Raw genomic sequence first — 19677 nt, forward strand, 5'->3', positions numbered from 1 at the left:
GCCATAAAGATAGGGGTGGTCTTGATTTTTTCATATCCCACTGGCATATAAATCGTGATTTATATCTAAATTTGCTGACGTATAAATATTATAAGTATGCAAGATATAATAAACGGACGTTGCGGCTGGTGCGGAACGGATGAACTGTATGTGAAGTACCACGATGAGGAGTGGGGAAGATTGGTGACCGATGACAGGACGCTGTTTGAGTTTCTTGTATTGGAGAGTTCCCAAGCCGGACTGAGCTGGATCACAATCCTCAAAAAGCGCGAGGGATACCGTAAAGCCTTTTGCAACTTCGATGCCGGACAAGTGGCGCAAATGACCGATGAGGACGTTGAGCGTCTGATGCAGTTTGAGGGTATTGTGCGGAACCGTCTGAAAATCAAATCGACCATTACGAACGCAAGGCTGTTCCTTGCCGTGCAGAAGGAGTTCGGCAGCTTTTATAACTACACCCTTTCATTCTTCCCCGACGGGAAGCCTATCGTGAATACCGTTCACTCATTGAGCGATATTCCTGTATCATCGCCCCAATCCGATGCTATGAGCAAGGACATGAAAAAACGGGGATTCAAGTTCTTCGGGAGCACGATTTGCTACGCGCATTTGCAGGCAGCAGGCTTTGTCAACGACCATCTGGCAGAATGTATCTGCCGCCAAGTCAAAGAGGAGCATTAAACAAACGAATCGGCAATATGCTTTTGTGCCTGCCGGGCTTTTTGCCTCTTGCGGATGGCTTTTCGTTTTTAATTTTCTATCTTTGCGTAGAGAAAAGATATAAATGTGAATAGACTATATGAACCCTTCTTATAACGAACGCGAAGTGCTGGCGCTTCTTCAGGAAGAGAGTACGCAGAAGCGGGGATTTGAGATGATTGTGGCGCAATACAGCGAGCAGTTATACTGGCAAATCCGGCGCATGGTGCTTTCGCATGAGGATGCCAACGACTTGCTTCAGAATACCTTCGTCAAGGCATGGCTCAATATCGATTATTTCCGGGCAGAGGCCAAACTCTCCACCTGGCTCTACCGCATCGCCCTAAACGAATGCCTTACTTTCCTGAACAAACAGCGGGCAGCGAGCACCGTGTCGTTGGACGCTCCCGAAGCCGACACCCTTCAGAAGCTGGAGAGCGATCCGTACTTTTCGGGCGACAAAGCTCAGATGGCCTTGCAGAAAGCGTTGCTCACCTTGCCCGAAAAGCAACGCATGGTGTTCAACCTGAAGTACTACCAGGAAATGAAATACGAGCAGATGTCCGATATTTTCGGTACTTCGGTGGGGGCTTTGAAAGCGTCCTACCACCATGCCGTAAAAAAAATAGAGAAGATATTGGGAGAAGAAGATTAAACCTTTAACGTGAAAAAAAGTCTAACCAAACAGAAAGGAGAAGAGCTTATGAAAGAAGAAGACAACATACTCAAGAAAGTAGGGACGGAGAATGCTTTCCGTGTTCCCGAAGGATATTTTGAGAATTTCACTTCGGAGCTGATGAACCGTCTGCCCGAAAAGGAGAAACTTGCCTTCGAACAGAAAGAGCCTACGATGTGGGAGAGGGTGAAACCCTGGGCCTATATGGCAGCTATGTTTGTAGGTGCGGCATTGATTATCCGCGTGGCTTCCTCTGACCGTACGCCGGCTGCAACCGACCGCATGGCTGCCGACGAAACGGAAACCGAAATGGAATATATCAACATGGCGGTGGATAACTCCATGCTTGACGACTACTCATTGTATGTATATCTGGCCGATTCCGATGCCGAATAAGCCGTAGAGAACTTTAACCGATTGAAAAAAGAAATGAAAAAGCTGATTGTTTTATTAGTAATGATGTGCAGTCTGGCACCCGTATTGCGGGCAGCGGACGGATGCAACCAACGTTTGTCGCCTGCTGAGTTCCGTGCCAGACAAAAAGCATATATCACAGAAAAAGCCGGATTGACCAAGGAAGAGGCAGCCAGGTTCTTTCCTCTTTATTTTGAATTGCAGGACAAGAAAAAAGAGCAGAATGACAAGGCGTGGAGTCTGATTCGTCAGGGAAAGGACGAAAAGACCACCGAAGCCCAATATGATGTGATTATGGAAGGCGTGTACGATGCCCGTATCGCTGCCGACCGTTTGGACAAGACTTATTTTGCGAAGTTCAAGAAGATATTGTCTGCCAAGAAACTTTATCTGGTGCAGAAAGCCGAGATGCGTTTTCACCGGGAATTGCTGAAAGGAATGCGGCATAATGACAACAAAGATAAGACGTCGAAACCCCAGCCGGGCAAGAAATGAAAAAGGATATATGCCCGGATTGAAAATTGTGCGGGTGCGTCAAAACTAAAATGACTGTTCTGAAAAGTTACAGGTTGTAACTTTAATATTTAAAAGGAGAGTGTTCAAATACACTTGATGATTTCTTTCGGGCACGGAATTACACGGATTTATTTTATCTTTTTCCGTGAAATCCGTGTAATTCCGTGCCTGAAAAGAAACAGATAGTAAGTGAATTTCAGTTTCCTTTCTTTTCCAATGCTTTGGCTTCTTCCCATAATTTATCCATTTCTTCCAGCGTCATGTCGTGCAGGTTTCTGCCTTCCTTGATGCTATGTGCTTCCACATAGTTGAAGCGGCGGATAAACTTCTGGTTGGTATGCTCCAGTGCATTGTCCGGATTTATTTTATACAGGCGTGCGGCATTGATAAGGCTGAACATTACGTCACCGAATTCCTCTTCTGCTTTCTGCTTGTCCATGCGGGCCACTTCGGCTTGGAATTCTCCGATTTCTTCTTTTACTTTATCCCACACCTGTTCCCGTTCTTCCCAGTCGAAACCCACGTTGCGGGCTTTGTCCTGAATGCGGTATGCCTTGATGAGCGAGGGCAGGGCGGCGGGCACACCGCTCAACACCGTTTTGTTGCCCCCTTTTTCCTTGAGTTTCAACTGTTCCCAGTTTTCTGATACCTGTCCGGCAGTCTCCGCTTTCACATCACCGAATACGTGGGGATGGCGGAAGATAAGCTTCTCACATAAGCGGTCGCATACATCCTTTATGTCGAAATCGCCGGTTTCCGAACCTATCTTGGCATAGAAAGCCACGTGGAGCAGCACGTCTCCCAGTTCTTTGCAGATATCCTGCTTATCGTCGCGCATCAGGGCATCGCATAGTTCATAAGTCTCTTCAATGGTATTGGGACGCAGGCTTTCGTTGGTCTGCTTCTTGTCCCAGGGACATTTCACACGCAGTTCGTCGAGTATGTCGAGGAAGCGGCCGAAGGCTTCCATCTGTTCCTTTCTTGTATGTTGCATGAGTTATTTTTTTAATTAAACATTATTGACGCAAAGATACTGTTTTTCTTCCATTCCTCATACGAAATCAGTAGGCCTACCACTTCCGAGTAGTTTTTCCGCCCGCTTTCTATCTTGTTTCCTTTCAGGTATAAGTCGTATATCCGGTCCTGAATGCGGCCGATTACAGGATTGTATTTCTTCATCCAGTACTCGCTGTTCTTCTTTGCCAGTCCGATAATCTCCGGACGTATGCGCCGGAAGAGCTGCGCGTATTCCTCTTCAGCCATGAGCCGGCGGGCGTTGTTCAGGACATGCGGCAGTACGGAGAGGTAACCGCTGAAGCGGATGGCCTGCACTTGCGAGCGTGTACATACCTGATAGGCGTAGAAGTTGGCTTCCGCCTCGCTGGTGATACCCAATAAGTGGGCAAACTCGTGGGCGTAAGTAGCCGGATATTGCGAGGGGAGCAAGTCGCCGTTCAGGGTGAACTCGCAGAAGAAAGGTCCCATGCCGCCGGTGACGCCTACCATGGAAATCAGTGGGGTGAATAGCATCGTCTTTGCGCGGGGCGTTTGATGAAAGGGGCGGTGAACGCCTAAGGAGTCACCGATTTGATTATAGACCCGTACGCTTTCACGGCAGACCAGCTCTTTTTCGACCGACGTAATATCGGTGTAAGAGCTGTTCAGATTCTCGATATAGCTGTCTGTAAAACTCCGAAAGTTATCAGGAGTATAGGCTGTGTAAGGAATGCGCGTCCGCTCGTAAAAGTTTTTTTGCGAGTAATTCAGTCCCCATGCCAGATAGAACCATACGTACACCCATAGAAGATACTTTACATCTTTCTGCAGGATACGGTTCCATTTCTGTTTGCGGATGCAGCGTGCGTAAACAGGGTAGAGAAGTACGCCGGCGATACTTAGCGCAATGAACAGGTCGCCGATGGCGAAAGGCACAAGCCGGGAGAAGGACGAAAGTACCCGGGCGATGGACGGGTATACGTACATGGCGTAGGCATCTCCCAAACCGGGCACTGTCTGCACGCACAATACGAGCAACAAAAAAAATATCAAAAGTAATGAATTGCCTCTGAATCTCACTCCTGCTATTGTTATGCTACGCTTCATCTATTCTTCTTTTTGGGGCCCGTGCCGGTTTCCTGCCTTCGGTGCTGTTGTTTCTCCCTGTGGGAACGGGAGTTTCAAGCGGTGGATACTCCGGTTTCCTTACGTGGAAACTGCTGTTTCCTTACGTAGACACTGTCGTTTCCCTGCGTGTATACTCCTGTTTCCTTGCGTGGAAACTTCCGGTTTCGGTAGCCGAAGCCGAAGCGGCACCGGGTGCTTGTTACGGCAACTCCGTATAAAATCATCATTTGTAAAGCAAAGGTATGTAATTCTTTTCATTGCTTTTGCCGGATAAAGCTATTAATTTATTAATTTTGCGCCCATTATAACAAAATATAGATTTTAGAAACATGGAATTAGCAAGTAAGTACAATCCCGCTGACGTAGAGGGAAAGTGGTACCAGTATTGGTTAGACCACAAATTATTCAGTTCTAAACCCGATGGTCGTGAGCCCTACACCATCGTCATTCCGCCCCCTAACGTCACCGGTGTGCTCCACATGGGACACATGCTTAATAATACCATCCAAGATATCCTTGTACGCCGTGCCCGTATGGAAGGCAAGAACGCCTGCTGGGTTCCGGGTACGGACCATGCTTCCATTGCCACCGAAGCCAAGGTTGTGAACAAGCTTGCCGCACAGGGCATCAAGAAAACAGACCTTACCCGCGACGAATTCCTGAAGCATGCCTGGGAATGGACGGACGAGCACGGTGGCATCATCCTGAAACAGCTCCGTAAGCTGGGCGCTTCCTGCGATTGGGACCGCACTGCCTTCACCATGGATGAGAAACGCAGTGAAAGCGTGATTAAAGTGTTTGTAGACCTTTACAACAAGGGGCTGATTTATCGCGGTGTGCGTATGGTGAACTGGGACCCGAAAGCCCTCACCGCCCTCAGCGACGAAGAGGTTATCTATAAGGAAGAGCACAGCAAGCTGTATTATCTGAAATATTACGTTGCCGACGATGACATGTCCGGTGAGACGGGAGCCGAAGGCGAAGTAGTTCATCGCGACGCTTCCGGCAAGCGTTATGCCGTGGTAGCCACTACGCGTCCCGAAACAATCATGGGTGATACGGCGATGTGTATCAACCCTGCCGACCCGAAGAACCAATGGCTGAAGGGCAAGAAAGTGATTGTGCCGCTGGTGAACCGCGTTATTCCTGTTATCCAGGATGATTATGTAGACGTGGAGTTCGGTACGGGCTGTCTGAAGGTAACTCCTGCACACGACGTCAACGACTATATGCTGGGCGAGAAATACAACCTGCCTGCCATCGACATCTTCAACGACAACGGTACGCTGAGCGAAGCAGCCGGACTGTACGTAGGAATGGACCGCTTCGATGTACGCGAGCAGATTGAGAAAGACCTGCAGGGTGCCGGGTTGCTGGAAAAGGTGGAAGCCTATACCAATAAGGTCGGTTTCTCCGAACGTACCAACGTGGCAATCGAGCCGAAGCTCTCCATGCAGTGGTTCCTCAAGATGCAGCACTTTGCCGATATGGCTCTGCCCCCGGTGATGAATGATGACTTGAAATTCTACCCTGCCAAATATAAAAATACCTATAAGAACTGGCTGGAGAACATCAAGGACTGGTGTATCAGCCGCCAGTTGTGGTGGGGACACCGCATTCCTGCTTACTTCCTGCCGGAAGGCGGATATGTGGTGGCAGCCACTCCCGAAGAAGCCTTGAAGCTGGCACAGGAAAAGACCGGAAATCCTGCCCTTAAAATAGAGGATTTGCGTCAGGACGAGGATTGTCTCGACACCTGGTTCTCTTCCTGGTTGTGGCCTATCTCCCTGTTCGACGGTATCCTGAATCCGGGCAACGAAGAAATCAACTATTATTATCCTACCAGCGACCTGGTAACGGGGCCGGATATTATCTTCTTCTGGGTGGCGCGCATGATTATGGCAGGGTATGAATACGAAGGCAAGATGCCGTTCAAGAACGTTTACTTCACGGGTATTGTCCGCGACAAGCTGGGACGCAAGATGTCCAAATCGCTCGGCAATTCACCCGACCCGCTTGACCTGATAGACCGCTACGGCGCCGATGGTGTGCGTATGGGTATGATGCTTTCGGCTCCTGCCGGCAACGACATCCTTTTTGACGATGCACTTTGCGAACAGGGACGTAACTTCAACAATAAGATATGGAATGCTTTCCGTCTGGTTAAGGGCTGGGAAGTGAGTGAGGAAGTGCCTGTGCCGGAAGCTGCCGAACTGGCTATGCGCTGGTTCGAGTCCAAACAGAATGCCGTGGCTGCCGAATTGGCAGACCTGTTCGGCAAGTATCGTTTGAGCGAAGCATTGATGGCGGTGTACAAGCTCTTCTGGGATGAATTCTCTTCCTGGTATCTGGAGATGATTAAGCCTGCTTACGGTCAGCCTATCAACAAGAAGGTGTACGACACGACTATCGGTTTCTTCGATAATCTGTTGCACCTGTTGCATCCGTTCATGCCGTTCATCACCGAAGAGTTGTGGCAGCATATCGTCGACCGTAAGGACGGGGAAAGCCTTATGGTAAGCCCTATCTCCATGTCGACGGAAGTGGACGAGGCTTTTGTGCAGCAGTTCGAGGTGGTGAAAGAGGTTATCAGTAATGTACGTTCTATCCGTTTGCAGAAGAACATCGCCCAAAAAGAACCGTTGGAATTACAGGTTGTCGGTGAAAACCCGGTGGCTGCTTTCGATGCTGTCATTATCAAGATGTGCAACCTTTCTGCCGTAACCGCAGTTGAGGTTAAGGCCGACGGCGCTGCCGCTTTCATGGTAGGCACAACGGAATTTGCCGTTCCTTTGGGCAACATGATTGATGTGGAAGCCGAAATAGCCCGTATGGAAGCTGAATTGAAGCATAAGGAAGGCTTCCTGCAAGGCGTTCTGAAGAAACTGAGTAACGAGAAGTTCGTGAATAATGCTCCTGCTGCCGTTATCGAAATGGAACGCAAGAAACAGGCGGACGCGGAGAGTATCATCAGCTCACTGAGAGAAAGTATTGCCGCTTTGAAGAAAGCGTAAGACAGTATCTCCGATATAAAAGAAAGGTCCGGACTCAATAAAGTCCGGACCTTTTTTATGTACGTTGTACGATTCGTATATGATTCGTTATTTCTCCAGTAAGTCTTTTAGGAAAGCATCCAACTCCTCATCCAATCCCTTCAGCAGCTCTTCGTTTACCAGCAGGGTGTCATCGTCCAGCAACAAGAGTTCGGCTATGGTTTCCTTGTCGTCATCTACCAATACGAAAGAGAAAGGCTTCATGATGGTCAGCTTGTCAAAAGCACCCCGGTTCTTGAGGTTGCAGAGCAGATTGCTCAGGATGCGTTCCATGTTTTCGTAGAAATCATCGCCTTCGTATGTCATCCATTCTTCTATGGTGGTACTGGCGAGTTCTTTGTCATCATCGTCGAATATGGAAAATTCGCCCGAACTTTGGTTGGCTTGCAGATGGATATCCGTAACGACTGTCTGCTCACAACCGCAAGCGTACTTGCCGATTGCCTGTTTGATAGTTTCTTCGAGAAGAGATAATGCCGGTTGACTGAGTTTCATAATTGCTTTTCTTTACTTAATGGATGTTCAAAGGTATAAAAAAAACAATTACATTTACAGTATTTGACTAAAAATCATTATTAAATCGCTGCATTTGCATATTTAGGCGCGATAAGCCTTCTTTCCGTTCCTTTAATTCGGTGGCGTAAAGTGTTGTAAGGACGTAGTAGGGGATATCCGCTTTGCCAAGGTGAGTCAAATCTTTTTTATCCACGCCGTCTACGATACGTGCTTCGGCTTGCGCTTTCAACGCCCAGTCGAGAGCGGCGGCAATACTGTCCTGCATTTCATAGCCGACAGCAAGGTTATAGGCTGCCTGCATCTTTTTCTTTCCTTTTTGGGTGGCGTAGGTTTGCTTCCATAGCCCGATGGCTGTGTTCCATTGCTTGTCCCGGGCATATACAGCGGCATCGCGCATGTTTACGGAACCGCCGCAGAACAGATAGCGGTTGGCGGTTTTCCAATACGGTAGCAGTTTCTTTACCGGTATGGTTCCGGCAAAATCAGAAGCTTGTTTTATCAGTTCTTCTTCACTGATGAGGTTGCCTTGTACAAAGGGACCGTTTCCGGTTTCTTCCCAGAAAATGCTGTCGTTAGCGTTGATTGTAGCCATAGGGGTACTGCGGTTGGGCAGGTAAATCCTGACAGTAGGATATATCCGGGCATCTACCGTGCCGTAATAAATACCCCAGTCGCGCATGTACTTTATTTTGCGGACAGAGCGTATCTGTACGTTTTCCAATGCGATGAGGAAATCTACGTCCAAGTCATGCACCAACCGGTTTGTTTCTTCTTGTGACAGTGCTCCTTCGCGGGGAGTGACATCGTGGGCACGTAAGGCCGAATCGCAGATAACCACTTCGTTGAAGTAGTTCTCGTGGGCAAGGGCTTCGGCAAGGGATTCCGTGGCAATGGCGGCATTGCCGTTGTAATAATCTGTTTTGCTGGCTATCTCAAAATCGTCTTTTTTCTTCTCTTTGGCAAGAATAGGCTTGTTGTCCGGAACTTCAGGCATGTTATTGACAATGGCTACCCGTTTCAAACTCGGTGGGAAACTTACATCCGCCGGTAACATATAATCTATGGCAAGCGGTTCGACGGTTTGGCAACCCGCCAAAAACATCAAACAGGACAGTAACAGGTAATAAGAGTATTTAGTCATAGTCTTTTATTCTTAGTTCTGAAAAACAAAAGTAATCTTTTACTTGAATAAATAAAAGCCTCGAACAGTTTTTAACCGTTCGAGGCTCTTATTATAGTGATTAGCGATTAGTGGTTAGTGATTAAGATTGGTACTCAATGAACCCTTAATCGCTAATCTCTAACCACTAATCGTTATTTTACGCGTTCTTTCCGTGACAGTTCTTGTACTTCTTACCGCTTCCGCACGGACAAGGGTCGTTACGTCCCACCGTCTTTTCTACGCGGATAGGTTCGCGTTTCTGCTGTTCGCGCGTATCCTGCTGGGCGGCGGCTTGCTGGTTTGGGTCGGTCAGGTCTTGCTTTTGCTCGCGATATTTGCTTAAATCCTGACGTTGTTCGGGAGCTGCCTGACGAACTTCCTGCGGTTCCTGTACCGGGATTTGTCCGCGCATCAGGATGGAAACTGTCTGATTGTTTATCTTGTCTACCATTGTATCGAACAGGTTTACAGACTCCAGCTTGTAAATTAACAGCGGGTCTTTCTGTTCGTAGCTGGCATTCTGTACGGAGTGTTTCAAGTCATCCAGTTCGCGCAGGTTCTCTTTCCATGCTTCATCGATGACATGCAGCAGGATAGACTTCTCAAACGCTTTCACTACTTCCTTGCATTCGCTTTCATAAGCGGCTTTCAGGTTGCAGGAGATGTTATACATGCGCTTGCCGTCTGTAATGGGAATCAGGATGTTTTCGTACATGTGTCCTTGATTCTCGTATACCTGCTTGATAACCGGATAAGCGATTTGTGCCATACGTTCGGTTTTGCGTTTGAAAAGTTCCATGGCAGCATCGAAAGCCTTATCGGCAAGTTTCTCCTTTTTCTCGTTGCGGAACTCCTCTTCCGTGAACGGAGTTTCCATGGCAAGTGTCTGGAGAAGATCCATCTTGCAGTCCTCATAGGTAGGAGCTTCGATCGCATTGACACAACGGTCCCAAATCATGTTCACAATGTCCATGCCGATACGTTCGCCCATCAAAGCGTGGCGGCGTTTGGTGTAGACTACGGTACGCTGTTTGTTCATCACATCATCGTACTCCAGCAGGCGTTTACGGATACCGAAGTTATTTTCTTCCACTTTCTTCTGTGCACGTTCGATAGACTTGGAAATCATGCTATGCTCAATCATTTCGCCTTCCTTGAAACCGAGCTTGTCCATAACGCCGGCAATACGGTCGGAAGAGAACAGACGCATCAGGTCGTCTTCCAAAGAGACGAAGAATACGGATGAACCGGGGTCACCCTGACGTCCGGCACGACCACGCAACTGGCGGTCTACACGGCGCGATTCGTGACGCTCCGTACCGATAATGGCAAGACCGCCCGCAGCTTTTACTTCCGGGCTCAGCTTGATGTCCGTACCACGACCCGCCATATTAGTGGCAATGGTTACGGCGCAACTCAAACCGGCTTTGGCTACGATGTCGGCTTCCTTCTGGTGCAGCTTCGCATTCAGTACGCTGTGCTCGATATGGCGCATAGTCAGCATCTTGCTCAGCATTTCGGAGATTTCAACGGAAGTAGTACCCACCAGGACAGGACGTCCGGCTGCCACCATTTTCTCAATCTCTTCGATAACGGCTTTATATTTTTCGCGTTTGGTCTTGTAAACGCGGTCGTTCATATCGTTGCGGGCAATGGGGCGGTTGGTCGGGATAACGACTACATCCAGTTTGTAGATGTCCCAAAGTTCGCCTGCTTCCGTTTCGGCAGTACCGGTCATACCGGACAGCTTGTGATACATACGGAAGTAATTTTGCAGCGTAATCGTTGCAAAGGTCTGTGTGGCGGCTTCCACTTTCACGCCTTCTTTGGCTTCGATGGCCTGATGCAAGCCGTCGGAGTAGCGGCGGCCTTCCATGATACGTCCGGTCTGTTCGTCCACAATCTTCACCTGACCGTCGATAACCACGTATTCGTCGTCTTTCTCGAACATGGTGTAAGCTTTCAACAGTTGGTTGATGGTATGTACACGCTCGCTCTTGATGGCGAAGTTGGTCATAAGGGCGTCTTTCTTGGCAAGGCGTTCCTCATCCGTCAGGTCTTTTTCATTTTCCAGTTCGGAGAGCTGGGCGGTGATGTCGGGAAGTACGAAGAACGTAGGGTCGGCGGAGTTACCGCTAATTAAGTCTACACCCTTGTCGGTGAGGTCTACGCTGTTCAACTTTTCATCGATTACGAAATACAGCGGGTCGGTAACCTCGTGCATACGCTTGTTGTTCTGCTCCATGTAGATTTCCTCGGTTTTGAGCATACCGGCTTTGATACCCTGCTCGCTGAGGAACTTAATCAATGCCTTGTTCTTCGGCAAGCACTTGTGGCTGCGGTACAGGGCAAGGAATCCTTCTTCCTGTTCTTTCTTGTCGTTTGAAGCTATCAGGCGTTTGGCGTCGGCAAGGTATTGCGTGGCAAGTTTCTTCTGTGCTTCTACCAGGCGTTCTACCTGCGGACGGAGTTGTTCGAAGAGTTGGTCGTCGCCTTTGGGTACCGGACCGGAGATAATCAGCGGAGTACGGGCGTCGTCAATCAATACGGAGTCCACCTCATCGACGATGGCGTAATTGTGCTGGCGTTGTACCAGGTCTTTCGGGCTGATAGCCATGTTGTCGCGCAGATAGTCGAAACCGAATTCGTTGTTCGTACCGAAGGTGATATCTGCGAGATAAGCCTGGCGGCGTGCATCGGAGTTGGGCTGGTGCTTGTCGATGCAATCCACGCTCAAACCGTGGAACATATAAAGAGGACCCATCCATTCGGAGTCACGCTTTGCCAGATAGTCGTTCACGGTTACCACGTGTACGCCGTTTCCGGTCAGTGCATTGAGGAATACGGGCAGGGTAGCCACCAAAGTCTTACCTTCACCGGTTGCCATTTCCGCAATCTTGCCTTTGTGCAGTACCACACCGCCGAACAACTGTACGTCGTAGTGTACCATGTTCCATACCGTATCATTGCCACCGGCTACCCAGTGGTTCTGGTAGATGGCCTTATCGCCTTCAATACGTACGAAATCTTTGGTAGCAGCCAGATGGCGGTCGAACTCCGTAGCGGTTACCGTGATTTCTTCATTTTCGGAAAAACGCTTGGCGGTTTCCTTTACGATGGAAAAAGCGGCGGGCAGCACCTCGTCCAATGCTTTTTCGTAAATATCCAATATCTCTTTTTCCAGTTTGTCTATTTGAGCAAAGAGTTCTTCGCGTTCTTCCAGTTCCGTGTTTTCAACGCTTGCTTTCAGTTCTTCCACTTTGGAGCGTTGTTCCGCTGCCGAGTTACGGATGTATGCCTTCAGTTCTTCGGTTTTGGCACGCAGGGCATCATTGTCCAATGCGGCTATTTCCGGATAAGCGGCTTTTACTTTGTCTACCCACGGCTTTATTTCCTTCATGTCACGGGTAGCCTTATTTCCGAAAATCGAGCTTAAAAATTCATTAAATCCCATTATGTATTTGTTTTTATTATTATTTACTAAAGTTTATATGGCGTGCAAAGTTACTGATTTTGCAATAGATAATGTAAAGTTGCACTGATTATTTTAAGGACTTGCCACGGAGAATGCGGAGTTTGTTCCTTAATTGAGCGGTGCGGCTGTGCACGCATTGGGGGCGCGGATGCGCATCGCACTCGATAGGGTGGGAGCAACGCGGTCTATGGCAACCGGCATGCGGATAATTTCCGGCTTTATTCCTTTGCCAAGAAGAATGAGAGGAGTGGCTATGGTGGCAGCGCGTACTACGCGGTTGTCATTGCTGTTTTCCTGCATAACGGTCCAGCCCGGCAAGACTTCGATAATCAAGTCGCCGGAGCGGTGGCGGTGGAACCCGTTGCGTATGTGCTCCATCTGCGGAGCCCAGGAACCCAGCAGTAATTGGTAGGCGGAATATACTTTGTTAACTCCGCTGAACTGCACCAGAAATTCTGCCGACTTTTGTTGTATTTCGGCAAGATTCAACTGCTTCTCCTCTATTAATTTATGATTGAGATATATCTGTTGATTATAAAAGCCTTCTACATATTGTCCTTCACCGTAAGTAGCCATCAGATACATGTTCAGCAAAGTGGCGCAACGGTTCAGATGGAATTCTCCTCCGGGAATACGGTAGATGCCTATGTCTGCTCCGTCCGGGTCGGCATATCCTGTGGACGCGATGCATAACAGTACGTTTTGCAGGCCTACTTTGCTTTCCAGCATATCCAGCAAGCGGGCGATGCTTTGGTCTAAGCGGGCGTAGGTGTCTTGCATTTCCATGGCACACTCTTGCGTGCTGCGGTGATTGTAGTTGCCTGCATAATAGGTAATTGCAAGCAAATCAGTGATGTCGTCCTTGCCGATATTGCTTTTATCCAGCAAATCCTCTGTCACACGGTTCACTTCATCGTTGATGAGCGGGCTGGTTATCAACCGGCGGTACTTGTTGTCTTTTTCTGTTTCAAACCTATACTTGAAAGGGATGGTGCGCCATTCGGGCAGGAATGTATAGCTTGTGATGGGGTGAAGAGGATTCCACTCCATCTCCTTGATGCGGAAGTCGGGTGATTGCCCGTCGTTGTATTGGCTCAGCCACCAGGGATACTCGCCGTAATAGGTTGTGCCGCACCATTTGCCGGTTTGATGATTCAGCCAGAATGCGCCGTTACCGCTATGTCCGGCCGAAAGGACGGCAGCATCGCGAAAGGGGGCAATGGCATATACCAGTGCGGCGTTTTTAGTGGCTATTTTAAGTTCGTCGGCAAAAGTGGAAGTCAACAGTTGGGTAGGGGCGGTGTTCTGGTCGGTATAGTTACCCATGAAAGCGGAGTCGTCTACACAATTCTTCGGACGCAGGGTTTTGGGGTCAAACCAACGTTCGGCTATGATGCCGTTCATGGACGGTGTGGTACCTGTGTAGAGAGCGGCAATGGCAGAAGCGCGGTCGGCGACATTGAAAGAATAGTCAGCCTGGCGGAATACTTTCCCTTCCCTTAACAGCCGTTTAACCCCCTTTTCTCCATACAATGACGAGAATGCTTCCATGTAGTCTGTACGCAGTTGGTCTATTGTCAACGTCACCACCAGTTTCGGAGATGGCGGCAGTGGCTGGGCTTGCAGGCTGCCGAATGTCAGTGCGAGTATGGAAGTTATCAGTCCTTTCTTCATTATTTCTTATCGTATGTGAGAATTAGGTTGCTTGCAGAACGTATCAGCAAACAAAGTGCCAAAGGTAACACTGCTAACGGAAATCTTTGCGGTATTACGAGCCAAAGCAATATAAAAAGTGTTAAAACAATAAAGTTCGCCAGCATATAACGGCTTCTTTTCCTTTTTCGCACTCTGTTCAGCATACAAGGCAGGCAGAAAAGATGAAGCGGATGGAACACAAACAGCAGATAATTGGGACTGACGGCAGGATGTTGGGAGAACAAGGCAAGGAACGCCAATATACATCCCGCCGTTCCGGCGGCAAAGAACAGCGCGAAATCGATTCCCCAAAGCGTTTTCTTCCGGCGTATGCCGTAGATGGTGGCGGCTGCGGTCAGTATAAGAAGGAGCAGGGCGGTCTGCATAGGGGTGAAGCCATCGGAAGGCTGTTCCGCTTCTTCGTTGCCGGTTACTATTATTTTCTCTTCATTCAGTACCAAAGGGCGTGTTTCTCCTTCTTTGTTTACAATGCGGGCTTGGTTGAAGTACTCTTGTACATAGAAAGGTACAAACATCATCAGTCTGCGGTTGATGGTTTTGTCGGCTTGGCTGCCCATACATAAGTCCATGCCGAAACGCGACCAGGGATGCCCCTTGCTGTATTTGTGCAGCAGGTCTCGGAAAGAAATGCCGGAATCAGTGTCTGTCATGTCGCCTGCGTATTGCAGCGTGCCGTTAATGGATTTTTCTATTAAATCGCGCGGACGTGTGGCACAGTTATCGTAAAAGAAGTTATAACGATATATCCGGTTTTCGGGGCGGTAATTCTCTTCAAGTAACATAACCAACTTTTCTTTCTCTTGTACAGTGAGATTCAGCTCTTGTTGCCAAACATCGCGTTCCAGGTAATAATATTCTGCAGCAAAGCGTTCATAATCGGTTACTCCCAATTGGTAGTCCGTTTCACCCAAGGCAAAACGAAGGATGAAGTTGGGAGCATTGAAGTTGAATATGCCGTAATTGAATACTGCGTCAATGCCGCGGGTATAGTTTTCGTACCGTATGGCCGTATGTCCGAAAAGGGAATATATTTCTTCTCCCGAGGCACATGTCAACAGATTGATATGTATAGAGTCCGGAATAACTCTTTTTGGTTCTTGTGCCTGCATAGTGACGACGGACAGGCTGAAGAAAAGAAAAATAAGTGAACGGAAAACCGATGGAGATAACTTCATTTGTCTTTTTTATTATCATTGATTTAATCAAGAGTGTATTTTGTAATTCGTTACAAAGATAGACTTTAAATCTTAAAACAGCAATTGTCATAGGAGAACCTTTTTCTTTTATGCATGTGGAACAAAGGAAAAAAGTGCTATCTTTGCGCCGCTTTAAATATATGCAGAATGAATCTTATTATCGATATAGGTAATACCGTTGCAAAGATAGCGGTGTTTAAAGATAAGGATATTGTAGAAATACTCTATGATTCTAATCAAACGCTTGAATGTCTGTCGGATATATGTGCGAAATATGCTGTCGAGAAGGCAATCGTGGCTACCGTTATCGATTTGAATGAACGGGTGTTGGCACAACTGAAAAGTTTGCCCGTTTCATTGTTGTGGCTAAATGAAAAAACATTGCTTCCGGTGGAGAATCTTTACGAAACGCCCGAAACCTTGGGATATGACCGGATGGCGGCTGTGGTGGGCGCATACGAACAGTTTCCCGGTAAGGATATTCTGGTTATAGATGCCGGGACTTGCATTACTTATGAATTTATAGATGCCGCCGGACGTTATCATGGCGGAAATATTTCGCCGGGCGTGCAGATGCGCTTTAGGGCGCTCCATGAGTTCACAGGAAGGCTTCCGCTGGTGCTTCGGGAGGGACGGCGCCTGCCGTTGGGCAGCGATACCGATACGGCAATGCGCGAAGGAGTGCTGAAAGGTATGGAATATGAAATTTCGGGTTACATAACGGCGATGAAACATAAATATCCTGAACTTTTGGTTTTTTTAACGGGCGGCGATGATTTTTCTTTTGATACAAACTTAAAAAGTATCATCTTTGCAGACAGATTTTTAGTATTGAAAGGATTAAATAGAATTTTAAACTATAATAATGATAGGATATAGACAAACACTCTTGGTGTTCTTGCTTATGATGTTGTCCGGAGCGGCAATCGCTCAAAATAATACGAATTCTCCCTATACACGATACGGATACGGACAATTGGCGGACCAGGGTTCAGGTAATAGCAAAGCCATGGGTGGTATTGCATACGGATTACGGGATAAATATCAGGTGAATTTCGCTAATCCGGCATCCTATACGGCGATCGATTCGCTTACTTTTATTTTTGACGGCGGTATTTCCCTGCAAAATACGAACTTCAGTAACGGTACGATAAAGCAAAATGCCAAAAACTCCAGTTTTGACTATATTACAATGCAATTTCGTTTGGGTAAATGGGCTGCTATGAGTCTGGGATTGTTGCCTTACTCGAATGTAGGGTATAGCATGGCGGAATACAAGGAAGATACGGATTATCCTTCCCAATCCAGCGCGTTGCAATATTATGGAGATGGCGGATTACATCAGCTATATTTGGGAGCAGGGTTTAAAGTCTTGAAAAATCTTTCTGTCGGTGCTAATATCTCATATTTTTGGGGAGATATAACGCACACAAGAGCCATAACATTTCCGGGAAATTCGTCTACTTTGCCGCTGACTACGATAACAGGTACATCTATACAAAGCTATAAGTTGGATATCGGAGCACAGTATACGCAGGTATTCGGAAAGAAACATGAAGCTACATTAGGTATAGTATTCTCGCCGGGACATGATTTGAACAACGATTCATATGTAGAGGATAGATTGGGAAATGAGAAAACGGGAACTACTGTGAATAACAGAGATACGGTTGCCGCTTTCGGTAGTCCGATGAGTTTGGGTGTTGGTTTCAGCTATGTGTATGACAAGCGTTTGACGGTAGGGGCTGACTTTACTTTTCAAAAATGGAGTTCAGTTACTTATATGAATGAGAAAAATGCTTTCTGTAACCGTACCAAGATTGCTGTAGGCGCTGAATTTCTTCCAAACCCTATGGGAAGGAGCTACTTGGCACATGTAAAATATCGTTTGGGAGCTTACTATTCCCAACCTTATTATAAAATAAACGGTATGCGTGCCGCTGACGAATATGGGGTAACTGCCGGTTTCGGACTTCCCATTCCGCGTACGCGTTCTGTGTTAAGCCTTTCGGCCCAGTATGTAAGAACCGAAGGCAAGACAGCCGCATTCCTGAATGAAAATACGTTGCGTATCTGTGTTGGAGTAACTTTCAATGAACGCTGGTTCTTCAAGCGGAAAGTTGATTAATGCTGAATGGTGAAAATAGACAATATAACAACTAAAATTTAAATACAATGAAAATTAAAACGCTTGTCGCTGTTTTGCTCCTTTCGGGTGGAGTAACCAGCACTTTCGCACAAAGTGATTGTAATGCCAATAGTAGTATCTCGCATGAGGCAGTAAGAGCGAAAAACTTCAAGGATGCTTACGCTCCTTGTATGGCAGTTCTGAAAGATTGTCCGACACTGAGATATTACACTTATACCGATGCACAGAAGATTCTTACAGGTTTGATGAGTCAGATTAAGGATCGTAATTCAGCAGAGTATAAGAAATTGTTTGATGAACTGATGGCTGTGCATGATCAGAAAATGAAGTATATTCCTGAATTTGCTTCAAAGATGAAGGGTGTACCGAGTGTTGCGTCTGCATTAGGCACAAAAGCTGTGGATTATCTGCAATATGCACCTGCTCCTGATTTGAATCAGGCTTATGCCTGGCTGAAAGAATCAGCAGAAACCGCTAAGGGTGAGTCTGATGGTGCTGTATTGCACTATTTTGTTGATGTGTCCATGCAGAAAGTAAAGGCAGATACTAATCATACAGATCAATTCTTCCAGGATTATATCAATGCTTCGCAATACGCCGATGATGCTATTGCAGCAGAGGATAATGCAAAGAAAAAAGCTGTTTTGCAAACAATTAAGGATAATTTGGTAGCTATGTTCGTTAACAGCGGTGTAGCTGATTGTGAATCATTGCAGAATATCTACGGTCCGAAAGTTGAAGAAAATAAGGCAGACTCTGCTTTCCTGAAGAAGACCATCACTATTCTGAAGATGATGAAGTGTAATGAATGTGAGGCATACTTCAAAGCTTCCGATTATTTGTATCGTGTTAATCCGACTGCTGATGCAGCTGTAGGTGTAGCATATATGTACTATAAAAAAGGTGATTATGACACTGCGGTGAAGTATTTCGATGAAGCATTGGGCATGGAAACCGATAATGCAAAGAAATCTGAAATGGCTTATGCTACCGCTGCAGCTTTGTGGCAGGCTAAGAAACTGTCTCAGGCAAGAACTTATGCCCAGAAAGCAATCAGCTTTAATGAAAACTATGGCGAACCCTATATTCTGCTGGCTCAAATGTACGGTTCAAATCCCAACTGGAGTGATGAGCCTGCATTGAACAGATGTACTTACTACGTAGTTATTGATAAACTTCAACGTGCTAAAGCCGTAGATCCGAGTGTTACAGATAAGGTTAATGAACTGATTGCAACCTATGCACGTCATACTCCGCAGGCAAAAGACCTCTTTATGTTGGGTTACAAAGCCGGTGACCGTATTACGATTGGTGGCTGGATCGGTGAGTCTACAACCATTAGATAAGAATATGTCGCTACAACCTAACGTTGTCGGACATAAAAATATGAGCATAACCATTGCCCTGAGGGTGATGGTTATGCTTCTTTTATTTTCTTCCTGTTCCGGACGTAAAAAAGAGATGGGAGCTGCCATTACCGAACGTGATTCGTTGCCGGTTATGGATACTAAAGGGGTAACAACGCTGATTTCCGATTCGGGTATTACCCGTTATCGGGTCAATACGGCGGAGTGGTTGATTTACGACCGTAAGAAACCACCTTATTGGGCGTTTGAAAAAGGTATATATCTGGAAAAATTCGATTCTTTGTTCCATACTGAAGCCAGTATCAAGGCCGATACAGCTTATTACTATAATAAGAAAGAATTGTGGAAGCTGATAGGAAATGTACACATACAGAACCTGAAAGGAGAAAAATTCGATACGGAGTTGCTGTATTGGGATCAGAATAAAAAGCGTGTCTATTCCGATCAGCGGGTGCGTATAGAACAACCCGACCAGATAATTTATGCCATTGGTTTTGAATCAAATGAGCAATTGACAAAATACCGTTTCTTCAAGACGGAAGGTATCTTTTATGTGGATGAGGACAGTGTCACCCCTTCTGATACGTTGAAAACAGACAGCATCAAATAATATG

General features: G+C 46.9%; 17 protein-coding genes. 9 read left to right on the forward strand and 8 right to left on the reverse strand.

The features are described 5' to 3' along the window. Nucleotides 1-96 precede the first annotated feature (96 nt). The 4 genes from AB5903_RS11850 (at nucleotide 97) to AB5903_RS11865 (ending at nucleotide 2284) form a co-directional block, all read left to right on the forward strand. On the forward strand, nucleotides 97-681 hold the full coding sequence (locus tag AB5903_RS11850; RefSeq protein WP_005657829.1) for a DNA-3-methyladenine glycosylase I: 585 nt from the start codon (nucleotides 97-99) through the stop codon (nucleotides 679-681). 118 nt (nucleotides 682-799) lie between these two features. Then, nucleotides 800-1354 (forward strand): RNA polymerase sigma factor, encoded by a 555-nt coding sequence (locus AB5903_RS11855; RefSeq protein ID WP_016661483.1) that lies wholly within the window; start codon nucleotides 800-802, stop codon nucleotides 1352-1354. A 48-nt stretch (nucleotides 1355-1402) separates the two neighbouring features. Then, complete coding sequence (locus AB5903_RS11860; protein WP_040316356.1) at nucleotides 1403-1771, forward strand: hypothetical protein; 369 nt, start codon at nucleotides 1403-1405, stop codon at nucleotides 1769-1771. Nucleotides 1772-1804: 33 nt separating this feature from the next. Continuing rightward, nucleotides 1805-2284: a hypothetical protein gene (locus tag AB5903_RS11865; RefSeq protein WP_005657823.1), complete on the forward strand. Its 480-nt coding sequence runs from the start codon at nucleotides 1805-1807 to the stop codon at nucleotides 2282-2284. Between the two features lie 217 nt (nucleotides 2285-2501). On the opposite strand, the gene mazG is transcribed toward AB5903_RS11865, so the two are convergent. The 3 genes from mazG to AB5903_RS11880 all read right to left on the reverse strand — a co-directional run bounded on the left by mazG (nucleotide 2502) and on the right by AB5903_RS11880 (nucleotide 4656). Continuing rightward, nucleotides 2502-3299, reverse strand: coding sequence for a nucleoside triphosphate pyrophosphohydrolase (mazG, locus tag AB5903_RS11870; RefSeq protein ID WP_005657821.1), 798 nt, complete (start codon nucleotides 3297-3299; stop codon nucleotides 2502-2504). An 11-nt stretch (nucleotides 3300-3310) separates the two neighbouring features. After that, nucleotides 3311-4408 carry a DUF3810 domain-containing protein gene (locus tag AB5903_RS11875; RefSeq protein ID WP_272710678.1) on the reverse strand — a complete coding sequence of 366 codons (1098 nt, stop codon included), beginning with the start codon at nucleotides 4406-4408 and terminating at the stop codon, nucleotides 3311-3313. A gap of 74 nt (nucleotides 4409-4482) precedes the next feature. Beyond that, nucleotides 4483-4656 carry a hypothetical protein gene (locus AB5903_RS11880; protein WP_181978989.1) on the reverse strand — a complete coding sequence of 58 codons (174 nt, stop codon included), beginning with the start codon at nucleotides 4654-4656 and terminating at the stop codon, nucleotides 4483-4485. A gap of 102 nt (nucleotides 4657-4758) precedes the next feature. Here AB5903_RS11880 and AB5903_RS11885 point away from each other — a divergent pair, with 102 nt between their 5' ends. Next, on the forward strand, nucleotides 4759-7443 hold the full coding sequence (locus AB5903_RS11885) for a valine--tRNA ligase (protein WP_272710680.1): 2685 nt from the start codon (nucleotides 4759-4761) through the stop codon (nucleotides 7441-7443). A gap of 87 nt (nucleotides 7444-7530) precedes the next feature. Here AB5903_RS11885 and AB5903_RS11890 read toward each other — a convergent pair whose 3' ends face one another. From AB5903_RS11890 to AB5903_RS11910, 5 genes are all read right to left on the reverse strand, one after another. Continuing rightward, nucleotides 7531-7977 (reverse strand): hypothetical protein, encoded by a 447-nt coding sequence (locus AB5903_RS11890; protein ID WP_005657812.1) that lies wholly within the window; start codon nucleotides 7975-7977, stop codon nucleotides 7531-7533. A 67-nt stretch (nucleotides 7978-8044) separates the two neighbouring features. Next, nucleotides 8045-9139, reverse strand: coding sequence for a DUF6340 family protein (locus tag AB5903_RS11895; protein ID WP_117741067.1), 1095 nt, complete (start codon nucleotides 9137-9139; stop codon nucleotides 8045-8047). Nucleotides 9140-9317: 178 nt separating this feature from the next. Next, nucleotides 9318-12614, reverse strand: a complete 3297-nt coding sequence (secA, locus tag AB5903_RS11900; RefSeq protein WP_005657808.1) for a preprotein translocase subunit SecA — start codon at nucleotides 12612-12614, stop codon at nucleotides 9318-9320. Between the two features lie 129 nt (nucleotides 12615-12743). Next, nucleotides 12744-14309 carry an alkaline phosphatase family protein gene (locus AB5903_RS11905; RefSeq protein WP_016661477.1) on the reverse strand — a complete coding sequence of 522 codons (1566 nt, stop codon included), beginning with the start codon at nucleotides 14307-14309 and terminating at the stop codon, nucleotides 12744-12746. After that, entirely contained in the window at nucleotides 14309-15460 is a 1152-nt protein-coding gene (locus AB5903_RS11910; RefSeq protein WP_005657803.1) for a DUF4105 domain-containing protein, read from the reverse strand. Before AB5903_RS11910 ends, AB5903_RS11905 begins: the two co-directional genes overlap by 1 nt. A gap of 234 nt (nucleotides 15461-15694) precedes the next feature. Between AB5903_RS11910 and AB5903_RS11915 the strand changes: the two genes are divergently transcribed. From AB5903_RS11915 to lptC, 4 genes are read left to right on the forward strand one after another with little or no spacing between them, the layout of a single operon-like run. Then, on the forward strand, nucleotides 15695-16426 hold the full coding sequence (locus AB5903_RS11915) for a type III pantothenate kinase (RefSeq protein WP_040316292.1): 732 nt from the start codon (nucleotides 15695-15697) through the stop codon (nucleotides 16424-16426). Then, nucleotides 16413-17675: a hypothetical protein gene (locus tag AB5903_RS11920; protein ID WP_005657799.1), complete on the forward strand. Its 1263-nt coding sequence runs from the start codon at nucleotides 16413-16415 to the stop codon at nucleotides 17673-17675. Before AB5903_RS11915 ends, AB5903_RS11920 begins: the two co-directional genes overlap by 14 nt. Nucleotides 17676-17722: 47 nt before the next feature. After that, nucleotides 17723-19042, forward strand: coding sequence for a M48 family metallopeptidase (locus AB5903_RS11925; RefSeq protein ID WP_005657797.1), 1320 nt, complete (start codon nucleotides 17723-17725; stop codon nucleotides 19040-19042). Nucleotides 19043-19046: 4 nt separating this feature from the next. Further along, nucleotides 19047-19673 carry an LPS export ABC transporter periplasmic protein LptC gene (gene lptC / locus AB5903_RS11930; RefSeq protein WP_005657795.1) on the forward strand — a complete coding sequence of 209 codons (627 nt, stop codon included), beginning with the start codon at nucleotides 19047-19049 and terminating at the stop codon, nucleotides 19671-19673. Nucleotides 19674-19677 lie beyond the last annotated feature (4 nt).

The organism is Bacteroides sp. 2201st1_D9_2201SCRN_220225 (assembly GCF_040928965.1).
Lineage (GTDB): Bacteria > Bacteroidota > Bacteroidia > Bacteroidales > Bacteroidaceae > Bacteroides > Bacteroides stercoris.

Coding starts and splice junctions, on each gene's coding strand:
- AB5903_RS11850 (WP_005657829.1), top strand. CDS start 97: ATGCAAGATATAATAAACGGACGTTGCGGCTGGTGCGGAACGGATGAA.
- AB5903_RS11855 (WP_016661483.1), top strand. CDS start 800: ATGAACCCTTCTTATAACGAACGCGAAGTGCTGGCGCTTCTTCAGGAA.
- AB5903_RS11860 (WP_040316356.1), top strand. CDS start 1,403: ATGAAAGAAGAAGACAACATACTCAAGAAAGTAGGGACGGAGAATGCT.
- AB5903_RS11865 (WP_005657823.1), top strand. CDS start 1,805: ATGAAAAAGCTGATTGTTTTATTAGTAATGATGTGCAGTCTGGCACCC.
- mazG (WP_005657821.1), bottom strand. CDS start 3,299: ATGCAACATACAAGAAAGGAACAGATGGAAGCCTTCGGCCGCTTCCTC.
- AB5903_RS11875 (WP_272710678.1), bottom strand. CDS start 4,408: ATGAAGCGTAGCATAACAATAGCAGGAGTGAGATTCAGAGGCAATTCA.
- AB5903_RS11880 (WP_181978989.1), bottom strand. CDS start 4,656: ATGATGATTTTATACGGAGTTGCCGTAACAAGCACCCGGTGCCGCTTC.
- AB5903_RS11885 (WP_272710680.1), top strand. CDS start 4,759: ATGGAATTAGCAAGTAAGTACAATCCCGCTGACGTAGAGGGAAAGTGG.
- AB5903_RS11890 (WP_005657812.1), bottom strand. CDS start 7,977: ATGAAACTCAGTCAACCGGCATTATCTCTTCTCGAAGAAACTATCAAA.
- AB5903_RS11895 (WP_117741067.1), bottom strand. CDS start 9,139: ATGACTAAATACTCTTATTACCTGTTACTGTCCTGTTTGATGTTTTTG.
- secA (WP_005657808.1), bottom strand. CDS start 12,614: ATGGGATTTAATGAATTTTTAAGCTCGATTTTCGGAAATAAGGCTACC.
- AB5903_RS11905 (WP_016661477.1), bottom strand. CDS start 14,309: ATGAAGAAAGGACTGATAACTTCCATACTCGCACTGACATTCGGCAGC.
- AB5903_RS11910 (WP_005657803.1), bottom strand. CDS start 15,460: ATGCAGGCACAAGAACCAAAAAGAGTTATTCCGGACTCTATACATATC.
- AB5903_RS11915 (WP_040316292.1), top strand. CDS start 15,695: ATGAATCTTATTATCGATATAGGTAATACCGTTGCAAAGATAGCGGTG.
- AB5903_RS11920 (WP_005657799.1), top strand. CDS start 16,413: ATGATAGGATATAGACAAACACTCTTGGTGTTCTTGCTTATGATGTTG.
- AB5903_RS11925 (WP_005657797.1), top strand. CDS start 17,723: ATGAAAATTAAAACGCTTGTCGCTGTTTTGCTCCTTTCGGGTGGAGTA.
- lptC (WP_005657795.1), top strand. CDS start 19,047: ATGTCGCTACAACCTAACGTTGTCGGACATAAAAATATGAGCATAACC.